Here is a 10,191-nt window from a genome sequence, read left to right on the forward strand (position 1 = left end):
TGATTGGTTCTGGAGGTTTAAAAACTAATGTAACTGATCTTGTAAAATGGGATGCTACATTCTATAATTCGAATTTGTTCACTCCAGGTTTTTGGGATAAAATGACTGAAAATGGAATCTTGAATGACGGAAGTAAGATTCGTTACGCAAATGGCTTAAATACAGTTACTTACAGAGGGTTTAAAGCGATTCATCATAGTGGAGCTTCTGTTGGATATAGAACTGAATTTATACGAATTCCTGAAGCAAAATTTTCAGTAATTATTTTAGCGAATAGAACAGATGCTAGCCCAACAAAAATGGCCTACAAGATTGCTGATCTTTTTCTTGAAGATCAATACAAGAAAGAAAAAAGAACTCAAACAAAGAAATCTTCTCCCGAAATAAAGGATTTTAAATCAATTACGTTAACAGAAAAAGAACTGAATGCTTTTGAAGGATCATATTGGGATGGTAAGAGTAAAATGAGCCGTAAACTTGAAGTCCGAAATGATACCTTAAATTATGTAAGAAATGATGGAAGTGCTACTATGATGGTACCAATTTCCAAAAACAAGTTTAAAATGATTGGCCCTAGAGTACCCGTTATTTGTGAAATGAGTTCCAATGGAACCACCAAAAAATTTACACTGAACCTGCCAAATGCAGCGCCAGTAAATTATGTTGCCTATAAACCAATAACTGAATATAGCGAACCCGACTTAGAAAGTTATTCAGGTGATTACTATAGCGAAGAATTGGATGTTGTGTATACGCTTAAAACTAAAAAAGATCGCATTCTTCTTATTGTGAAAGGCAATCTAATTGGAGAGGTTGAGCCTGTAATGAAAGATCTAATAATGATAAAATCAAGACAAACTTTTGAGTTTAATAAGACAAGAGATTTGTTCAGACTTTCTATGAAAGGAAGAGTTAAGAACGTAAAATTTGTAAAAAGATAAAAGCATTTATGCCTATTTTATATCTCGCAATTAAAGAGCTCCAATAATTTGGAGCTTTTTGTTTTTTATAAATTTCCTCACTTCAAAAAATACACTCTAACTAAACACAAGGAGGTTAGCAAGCCAAATATTTGGTTCAGAATTTTGTTAAACAATATCAATATTCATTCAAACATCATCGTTTTTTTGTTCAACATGAGTAAGTTCAAAATCATGGTTATCTGAATTAAAAAAGTCCTTGTTTATCATCTTTAATTTATGGAGATGGATAAAGCTAGCATATTTGTAGTGTACTTAAAATTAGAATAAAATGAACACATTAACAATAAAAGAACTTAGCAAAACATATCCAAACGGAGTGAAGGCATTAAACGGAATCAACTTAAAGATTACAAACGGAATGTTTGGATTGTTAGGTGCAAACGGAGCAGGAAAATCTTCTTTAATGAGAACAATTGCTTCATTACAAGAACCATCAACTGGAAGTATTCTTTTTAATGACTTTGATATTGTTAAAGAGCCAAATGAGGTTAGAAAACAGCTAGGCTATTTACCACAAGAATTCGGTGTATATCCAAAAATTTCAGCAGAGAAGTTATTGAATCATATGGCTATTCTAAAAGGGATTTTAGATAAAAAAGAACGTAAAGAGCAAGTAACTGCTTTGTTACAACAAGTAAACTTATATCAGCATAGAAAAAAATCTGTGTATACTTTTTCAGGTGGAATGCGTCAACGTTTTGGAATTGCACAAGCCTTACTGGCAAATCCACAAATAATAATTGTGGACGAACCAACAGCAGGATTAGACCCAGAGGAAAGTAATCGTTTTTTAAACCTATTAAGTGAGATCGGAGAAAACGTAATTGTGATTTTATCGACCCACATTGTAGAAGACGTAAGAAATTTATGTCCTAAAATGGCCATACTTGCTGATGGAGAAATTATTTCTCAGGGAAATCCGACAAGTCTGGTGGCGAGTATTGAAGGCAAGATTTGGACAAAGATTATTCCCAAAGCTGATATTGATATTTATAAGAAAGCATTTCAAGTAATCTCAACAAAGTTAGTTTCTGGTGAAACTCAAATTAGAGTACTTTCTGATAGTAAACCAGAGGCTGGGTTTGATAAAATTACCCCGAATTTAGAAGATTATTATTTCGCTACTTTATTCAATCAAACAACTAGTAAAGCCTAAGTTATGTTTAAACAGTTATTACAATTCGAAGTTTTTTACCAATTAAAACAAAGAGCATTTCCCATATTTGTAGTTTTGTTTTTAGCACTAGGTATAATTGTTGGGAGACAAGGTTTTGCTCCAAAAGGTGTTAGTTTTAACGCTGTATATCAAGTCTATTTTTACACCAATATTTTTGTTTTAGGAAGTGTGTTTATCACCATGTTTTTTGCTGTAAGCGCCATGCTTAGAGACAAACAACACAATATGGAGAGCTTGATTTACAGTTCTTCAATAACAAAAGCACAGTATTTTTGGAGTCGTTTTTCAGGAACTTTTATTTTTAGTGTGTTGGCATTTTCGCCTTTTCTTTCAGGATATTATTTAGGAGTAAACTTCTCGGATTTAGACCCAAGTCGTATCAATGATTTTCAGTTAATGACCTATCTACAACCACTGTTGTATATTGTAATTCCGAATATTTTTATCTGTTCAACAATTATATTTTCTGTAAGTACAATTACAAAAAACAGCACCGCAACCTATGTAAGTGCCGTATTTATTTACATGCTGTATTTTGTAAGTTCTATCTTTTTGAATTCTCCATTAATGGCTCAATCTGTGCCGGCTTCACCAGAAAGCATGGCAATAGCAGCTATTGCAGATCCATTTGGAATTGCAGCTTTTTATGAGCAAACTCAATATTGGACACCTTTTCAGAAAAACACGCAGTTTCTTTCGTTATCAGGATTATTTTTAAAGAACAGAATTGTTTGGATTCTTGTTTCTCTAGGTTTTCTGTTGGCTACTTATAAAATGTTTTCTTTCAGAAAAATCACTAAAAAGGTACAAAAAGAGTCAAAAATTAAAAATGATACACAAGAGTTATTGGCTTATAAACCAATAAAAGCATTGCACAATTTTAAAGCACAAAGACTAGCCTTTTTTGCATTGTTAAAACTAGAACTGAAAAGTGTTTTTAGGAGTTTGCCTTTTATAGCAGTCTTATTGATGTGGATGTTTATAGTATTCTCAGAGTTATATTCGACTGTTATTGGAGGTGGAGAATACGGTGTAAGCATGTATCCTTTTACAAATCACCTAATAGATTTATTTGTAAATCAATTATCAGTCTTCAGTTTGATACTAATTGTTTTTTATAGTTCAGAAATAGTTTGGAAAGAACGTGGTTTAAATTTCAACCATATTTTGGATGCTACACCAACAAAAAATTGGGTTTTCTTTTTATCAAAATTCAGTGCGTTGTTGTTATTACCAATTATTTTAATAACATCAGGAATTTTAATGAGCATGCTATTTCAGCTAAGTTTAAACTATACAAACTTTGAGCTTGGTGTATATGCTTCTCTATTTTACTACCATGGTATTCAGATAGTTGTGTTTTGTATGATTGCCTTTTTTGTAAACTCTTTGGTTAAGAACAAATACATGGGAATGGGTGTTTTTGGTGTGATTGTTTTGTTAAGTTTGAATTCAGGTTTTCTTGGGCTTGAGCATCCGTTAACAAGTCTTGGGTTTATGCCAAAAGTGAGTTATAATAATATGAATGGGTACAATGGAGTTTCAAGCTTATTTGATCATTTAGCAGTGTATTGGCTAGCCATAGGATTGTTATTGGTAATTCTTTCTTTCAAATTATGGAATAGAGGAGTAGTGGCCACTTTTACAATGAAAGTGAAACAATTAAAATATGGTTGGTCAAAATTACAGAAACTAGCATTTACATTTTTTATACTTGTGTTTTTGGGAGCTGGTAGCTTGGTTATTTACAATACAACTATTGTAAATGAATATGATACTGTAAGTGATCAATTAGATTTTAGAGAGAATTATGAGCGTCAATTTAAACAATATAAAATTTTAGAAAGACCCATTACTACTTCTAGAAAAACTGAAGTTGCTATCTATCCAACTGAAAGAAGTTATGCGGTGAAAGCAAATTACATGTTGAAGAATAAGGGTGATAAACCTTTGTCCCAAATTTTTATTACAGAAAGAGTTGCTTTATCAAATGTTTCAATAGAAAATGCTACATTAATTCAGCAAGATGCAGCATACGGAATTTACCTTTTTAAATTTAAAAAAGCATTACAACCTAATGATTCTGTCAAATTCACTTATGAATTAAGCAAAACTTTAAAAGGATATGATGAAGATAATACCATAGTCAAGAATGGAAGTTATATCACACATAGAAATTTTGAACCAATTATGGGTTATAGTTCCGGACTGGAAATCTCCAATAGAGTGGAGCGCCAGAAGAGAAATCTTCCTGAAATAGAAGTTGAGAATCATTCAGATGCTCATATAGAATTGGAAAGTTTTAAACATGATAAAATAGAATTCGAAACGATCGTATCTACAGATAAGGACCAGATCGCTCTAAGTTCTGGTCATTTAGTAAAAGAATGGTCTGTGGATGATAGAAATTTTTATCATTATAAGTCTGAGGGTCGAATCGTACCTATGGTGGGATACCTATCGGCAAAATACACCACGAAAAAAGTTAACTATAAGGGGATTTCTATTGAGCAATATTACGATGAAACTCACAACTTTAACATTGAGGAAGTTGAAAATAGCACAAAGAAAACTTTAGACTATTGTCAGGAAAATTTTGGCTCCTATAATTTTAATCATGTAAGAATTGCAGAACTACCATCACATTGGTCTTTTGGTGGATTTGCTCATCCAGGTTTAATCAGTATGGTAGAGGACAGGTTGTATTTGGCAAATGTCAGCGATCCGAATACGTTCAATTTAGTTGCCAAAAGAACGATTCATGAAGTTTCACATCAATGGTGGGGACATACCTTATCGGCCAAGCCTGTGCCAGGAGGTTCTTTATTTATAGAAGGTTTCGCAAAATATACTGAAGCAGTTGTTATGGAAAAAATGTATGGCAAAAGAGCTTTATATGAACTTAGTGAAAATGCAAGACGCAGGTATTTTTCAGGAAGATCAATGGCCAGTGATATTGAACCACCTGTTTATAAGGTCTTCGGTCATGGTTATATCTCCTATGGAAAAGCCTATACGGTAATGCTGGCTTTAAGAGATTTAATAGGCGAGGATAAGGTTAATGAGGTTCTGAAAACAATAACAGATAATCATCGTAAGACGAATAAGTTAGAAGTCAATTCAATTGAATTTCTAAATGAGATTTATAAGGTTGTGCCGAAGGAATACCACACATTAATAGATGATTGGTTCAAAAAAGTGATAACCTATGATCTGGCCATTGAAGATGGTTCTTACAAAGAATTACCTAATGGAATGTATGAGGTTTCTGTGCATATCAAAGCATTGAGATTTGAAACCATGGAAAATGAAAACATAAAGCAAATAGCTATTAATGAGCCGATTAAAATTGGAATTTTCACTTCACATCCTTCTAATATAAAGAATAACGATTCAATATTGTATTTTCAATCGACTCAAATCGACTCTGAAGACACTGAGTTAAAATTTTTAGTAAAAGAACTGCCGAAGTATATTTCTGTCGATCCGTTTGGAACCAGGTCCGATGAAAATTTTACAGACAACTTAATTCGGTTATAATTCTGCCTACTAAGGAGTAATAGGCTCAAATGCAGCAGCTTTTCGCAAAGATTGTCGCATTTGAGCTTTTTAAATCATGTATGTTCAGCACAATTTGCGCAGGCACATTTTTCACCTTCGCAGGTACATTTACTATCTTTGTGTTGCTCACATGTCATCGCTGTTGTATGCTCTTTACAATCTTTACATTTACATTTTTTTCCTTCACAACTACATTTGCCATCTTTGTGCATCTTGCAGGTGCCTGACTGATGCGTTGAAGCTTCCTTCAGGTCCATTTTACACACAGGACAACTGCCTGTTTCATGATAGGTTTTTCCGTCTTCACAATCCATCGGGCATTGATAAGCAATATCCGAATGTTTTGCATTTTCCTTCATTTCTTGTTTTTCAGCTTCTTTCTCAGGCTTTTTTTCAGCACAGGAAACAAACATGAACAATGAAAAAACAAGAATAAAAAGATTCAAAAATATAGAATAGTTTTTCATAATATTTTGATTTAAATACAGTATTTAACAGTATAAATTTAGTAAAATATAGGTGATTAAACCTATTTAAGAATAGTTATTTCTTTCACATCTATCTACTAAAAAGGGACCTGTTTTGTCAGGATCAATTAATGATCAACCTTTCACCAATGCGAAGTACGGTATTCTTTGAAATAGCATTCACCCTGCAAAGTTTACTTACAGAAATCCTGTGCTTATTGGAAATTCCATACAAGGTGTCACCTGGTTTAACGACATAGATTTTTCTTTGATTCTCCTTGTTCATCGAGGCCAGTGCCTCTCTATAGGTATCAAAATAAATCAGCTTACTTTTTTCTTTTGAATTATGAAACGAGGCTGTATACCAGAATTTCGTTATCCATAGCTCTTGTTTTCTGATGCCGTTGTTATTGTCAAAATCAAACAGGTATTCGGGATGTATATAGGCACCTTGATAACTTGTAATTAAATGTAAATGACTTCCCCTTGCATTGCCAGAGCTACCTCCCTTACCTATATACTGCCCTTTTGAGACGGAATCATTGACCTTAACTCCGTATTTCGAAAGATGTGCATATGCAGTTTCCAGACCATTTTCATGGCGAATGATGACGGTTCTCCCATGACCAGAACTGTATTGGGCAAATCGCACAACACCATCAAATAACGCCATCACTGTATCTCCAGTAATTAGATCAATATCAATTCCTCTATGTGGTCTTGCGTTTCTCCAACCATATCGTGAAGTTATGACCATTCTTCCCTTCACAGGTGCCGCAAAGCTGCTGTCCTTAAATACAATTTCAAAGGGCTTATGAGTCTTTGTTTTTGAATATGGGTTAAATTTGGTCACATTCCAGCTTTCTGCTTTTATAGACTTGATATGCTTTTCATCAGCTGCAATATGGAATAATGAATCATGATAATACTTTACAAAGGCCAAAGAATTAATTGGTTTTTCGAAAATCAAAAAGTCTGTTTTTTGGGCCATGACTGATGTTGACATAACGATCAACATCAACAGAAAATAAGTCGGTTTCATACTATTGTTAGGAAAGAGGAATTTATATAGTTTATGGGAAGCTAATACTTTTATAAATCACCATTGATTTAAAACGATAGTGCTTCAATCTAATGTAAATAATGGAAAAAATGAATTAAAAAATCCTTATTCTAAATAATCAATTGGATTAAGGTGAATGCCGTTGAGCTTGACCTCATAATGCAAATGTGATGCATTGGATCGACCTGTAGAACCCACATAACCTATAATGTTTCCCTTTTGAACCTCTTGACCCTGCTTCACATTAAACCCATGTAAATGAGCATACCAGGTTTCATAACCATCAGCATGACTGATGATGATTAAATTGCCCCAATTCCCTTGCATGGAAGCCTTGTTAACAATCCCGGAGGCAGTTGACACAACAGGTGTTCCAGTTTTTGCCCTTATATCTAAACCATGATGTTCTATGATGTCATTTGTTTTGGCTTGTTTCAATTTTTCTCCAAAGTGAGCGGAAACATCAGACAGGGACCCATTTTGCACAGGAAACAAGGAGGGAGGAATAACAATAATTGATAAAGGAGATAAACCTAAGGTCTGTTGTTTATTTCTAGACGGAAGTGTAAAAGCGGAAATCAATACGATACATACAGGGAGTATTAAAAAATATTTCAGACTTTCATAATACAAAGATTTTGGTTTTGTCATCATCAGAACTCTTTTTTTTATAATTGGTTGACTAAAATAATTATACAGGTTATTTGGTTTCATTAGATCTAAACTATCCAATAACAACTGCATATAGTGCGACGTTTTTATTCCATTTTCTAACACTTCTCGATCAGCTTGAAATTCATGAACAGATTTTAACGATTTTCGATAAAAGTAGAGTAGTGGGTTAAACCAGAAAATTGATAGATAGATTTCACTGAGCAAAATATCCCAGGAATGATGCAATCTGATATGACTCTTTTCATGAACAATGATATCTTTACTCAAATTGAGTTCATTATTTTTCGGAATAAATATATTGTTGAAATAAGAAAACACGGTCGAAACATCACCAATAAAGATGTTACAATCCTTATTCTTTTGTAAGATTGATTTTTCCTTTAAGAGGAATATTTTTCTGTGAGTATGGATAATTCTAAACATAAAAGCTCCCAAAACCAACAAATAGATTCCTGTAAGAATAAAAGGTGAACCATAGGAAGCGGCAGCCATTGGCGGATCAATTAGGTCAATATGATTTTCAATGGTTTGAGCCTTGACATATGTATACAAGGGTATTTCTATAGTTTTTTGCAGCGCAGAGGGTAGTATAAATCCTGATACAGGAATAAGCAGTGAAATCGGTAATAGTGACAACAAGAAAAATCTGTTCACACTATGAAAAGTCAGTTTTTCTAACAAAAGGACATATAAAAGGTATAAAAGAGAAAAGACCAAAGAAACCTGAACGAGATATGTGAATAAATTAGTCATGTTGATTCTTTAATTTTTCGATTTTGCTTTCGAGTAGAAGTTTCATTTTTTCAAGTTCCGTTACATCTAAATCTTCATTTTCTGTAAAAAACAGGGCAAACTTACTAGAAGAACCATTAAAAAAACTGCCTATAACTTCTTTCATATGTCTCTTAAAATAATGGTCCTTAGAAATGCTTGCATAATACTGTCTAATCTTACCATAGGTGGTAAAACTCAAAAATTCCTTTTTCACCAAAACTCGTACCACCGTTGATATAGTGGTATAGGCGGGCTTGGGTTCTGGGAACTGCTCTACAATATCCTTGAGAAAAGCTTTTTCAAGTTTCCAAACATATTGCATGACCTGTTCTTCTGCTTTTGTTAATTCCTTCATGTGGCAAATATAGCAATAATATTGAGTGTGACTATAAAAATAGTCATAAAACTATAAACATAGTCATAAGACCCGGTTTTGACGATCTAAATAGCAATGAATCTGTTCATAACATAAAGGTCAGAGATTTTTTAGTCACACTTGGGAAGCCAAAACTAATATAAGCGGGTCTTTTTGATAGACCTAAATTATGGGGAAAGTGACGTTTTCTAGAAATCGTTCTTTTAACCATTTTATACGGCATATCTTTGCATCGTTTTTATTAAAAATCACAAAGTAAAGATTATGAGTAAAGTAAAAGAGAATGATACTGTAAAAGTTCATTATACCGGAAAATTAGTAGATGGACGCGTATTTGATAGTTCATTGGAAAGAGAACCTTTAGAAGTGGAACTTGGAAAAGGTCAGTTGATTCCTGGATTTGAAAATGGATTGATGGATATGGAGGTAAATGAGAAAAAAACGATCAAAATTGAAAAGCATGAAGCTTATGGCGAGGTAAATGAGAATCTTTTTCAAAAAGTTTCAAAATCACAACTGCCACCAGACTTAAAACCTGAAGTTGGAATGGGATTGGTCGGTTCGAATCCCGAGGGAGCAGAGCAACAATTTAGAATTGCAAAAGTAGAAGCTGATGATATCATCTTAGACGGCAATCATCCCTTGGCAGGACAAGATCTTGTTTTTGACCTTGAATTGTTAGAGATTCTATAAAACTATTAAAATATTGAATAATAAACGTCTTTCATAAAAGTGAAAGGCGTTTTTTTTATGTTCCTAATGTAGGTGGCACCTTAATGTCTTTAGGCAGTAGATCTACAAAAGGTGTTTAAACTAGTATTTTTTATACTAGGCATTCTTCGCATTTCCCTTGTATCAATAATTGAGAGACCTCAATTTTTCTATTAGGTATTTTGGGAAGCGTCACCTTGACAGATAAGCAATCCACTTTTCCGCAATCCAGGCATTGAAAATGGGGATGAAGATCATTATGCTTATTTGCTGAACAATCGTGACATTTTGCATACCATTTCAATCCATTATTTCCTAAAAAAGAGTGCAAAACACCGTCATCTTCAAGCTTGTCTAATACACGATAAATGGTTGTTTTATTGAACTGAGAACCAAGATTTTCT

At 33.4% G+C, this 10,191-nt stretch carries 8 protein-coding genes and 1 pseudogene; 4 read left to right on the plus strand and 5 right to left on the minus strand.

What is annotated here, in order from left to right; genetic code table 11:
• The 3 genes and pseudogenes from ACR2MV_RS06260 to ACR2MV_RS06270 all read left to right on the plus strand — a co-directional run.
• Positions 1 to 941: pseudogene (locus tag ACR2MV_RS06260) on the plus strand (hypothetical protein); the annotation flags it as partial.
• A gap of 310 nt (positions 942 to 1,251) precedes the next feature.
• A complete protein-coding gene (locus tag ACR2MV_RS06265; protein WP_434021051.1) occupies positions 1,252 to 2,139 on the plus strand; it encodes an ABC transporter ATP-binding protein in 888 nt (295 codons plus the stop codon).
• A 3-nt stretch (positions 2,140 to 2,142) separates the two neighbouring features.
• Positions 2,143 to 5,700, plus strand: coding sequence for a M1 family aminopeptidase (locus tag ACR2MV_RS06270; protein ID WP_434021052.1), 3,558 nt, complete (start codon positions 2,143 to 2,145; stop codon positions 5,698 to 5,700).
• Between the two features lie 74 nt (positions 5,701 to 5,774).
• Here the strand turns inward: ACR2MV_RS06270 and ACR2MV_RS06275 are convergent, their stop codons facing one another.
• From ACR2MV_RS06275 to ACR2MV_RS06290, 4 genes are all read right to left on the minus strand, one after another.
• Entirely contained in the window at positions 5,775 to 6,188 is a 414-nt protein-coding gene (locus ACR2MV_RS06275) for a heavy metal-binding domain-containing protein (protein ID WP_434021053.1), read from the minus strand.
• Between the two features lie 124 nt (positions 6,189 to 6,312).
• A complete protein-coding gene (locus ACR2MV_RS06280; RefSeq protein ID WP_434021054.1) occupies positions 6,313 to 7,194 on the minus strand; it encodes a peptidoglycan DD-metalloendopeptidase family protein in 882 nt (293 codons plus the stop codon).
• Positions 7,195 to 7,356: 162 nt separating this feature from the next.
• Positions 7,357 to 8,679, minus strand: coding sequence for a peptidoglycan DD-metalloendopeptidase family protein (locus ACR2MV_RS06285; RefSeq protein WP_434021055.1), 1,323 nt, complete (start codon positions 8,677 to 8,679; stop codon positions 7,357 to 7,359).
• Complete coding sequence (locus ACR2MV_RS06290) at positions 8,672 to 9,055, minus strand: BlaI/MecI/CopY family transcriptional regulator (RefSeq protein WP_434021056.1); 384 nt, start codon at positions 9,053 to 9,055, stop codon at positions 8,672 to 8,674. Before ACR2MV_RS06290 ends, ACR2MV_RS06285 begins: the two co-directional genes overlap by 8 nt.
• A gap of 285 nt (positions 9,056 to 9,340) precedes the next feature.
• Between ACR2MV_RS06290 and ACR2MV_RS06295 the strand changes: the two genes are divergently transcribed.
• The gene (locus ACR2MV_RS06295) at positions 9,341 to 9,769 is read left to right on the plus strand and encodes an FKBP-type peptidyl-prolyl cis-trans isomerase (RefSeq protein WP_434021057.1); all 429 of its coding nucleotides are present in this window, start codon (positions 9,341 to 9,343) and stop codon (positions 9,767 to 9,769) included.
• A gap of 130 nt (positions 9,770 to 9,899) precedes the next feature.
• Here the strand turns inward: ACR2MV_RS06295 and ACR2MV_RS06300 are convergent.
• Positions 9,900 to 10,191 (minus strand): Fur family transcriptional regulator (locus ACR2MV_RS06300; RefSeq protein WP_434021058.1); only part of this gene is annotated, 292 nt, incomplete at its 5' end.

It is taken from the genome of Lutimonas sp. (genome assembly GCF_051011215.1).
Classification (GTDB): domain Bacteria; phylum Bacteroidota; class Bacteroidia; order Flavobacteriales; family Flavobacteriaceae; genus Lutimonas.

Bases quoted from the DNA above. Each gene is read 5' to 3' on its own strand.
- ACR2MV_RS06265 (WP_434021051.1), top strand. From the start codon at position 1,252: ATGAACACATTAACAATAAAAGAACTTAGCAAAACATATCCAAACGGA.
- ACR2MV_RS06270 (WP_434021052.1), top strand. From the start codon at position 2,143: ATGTTTAAACAGTTATTACAATTCGAAGTTTTTTACCAATTAAAACAA.
- ACR2MV_RS06275 (WP_434021053.1), bottom strand. From the start codon at position 6,188: ATGAAAAACTATTCTATATTTTTGAATCTTTTTATTCTTGTTTTTTCA.
- ACR2MV_RS06280 (WP_434021054.1), bottom strand. From the start codon at position 7,194: ATGTCAACATCAGTCATGGCCCAAAAAACAGACTTTTTGATTTTCGAA.
- ACR2MV_RS06285 (WP_434021055.1), bottom strand. From the start codon at position 8,679: ATGACTAATTTATTCACATATCTCGTTCAGGTTTCTTTGGTCTTTTCT.
- ACR2MV_RS06290 (WP_434021056.1), bottom strand. From the start codon at position 9,055: ATGAAGGAATTAACAAAAGCAGAAGAACAGGTCATGCAATATGTTTGG.
- ACR2MV_RS06295 (WP_434021057.1), top strand. From the start codon at position 9,341: ATGAGTAAAGTAAAAGAGAATGATACTGTAAAAGTTCATTATACCGGA.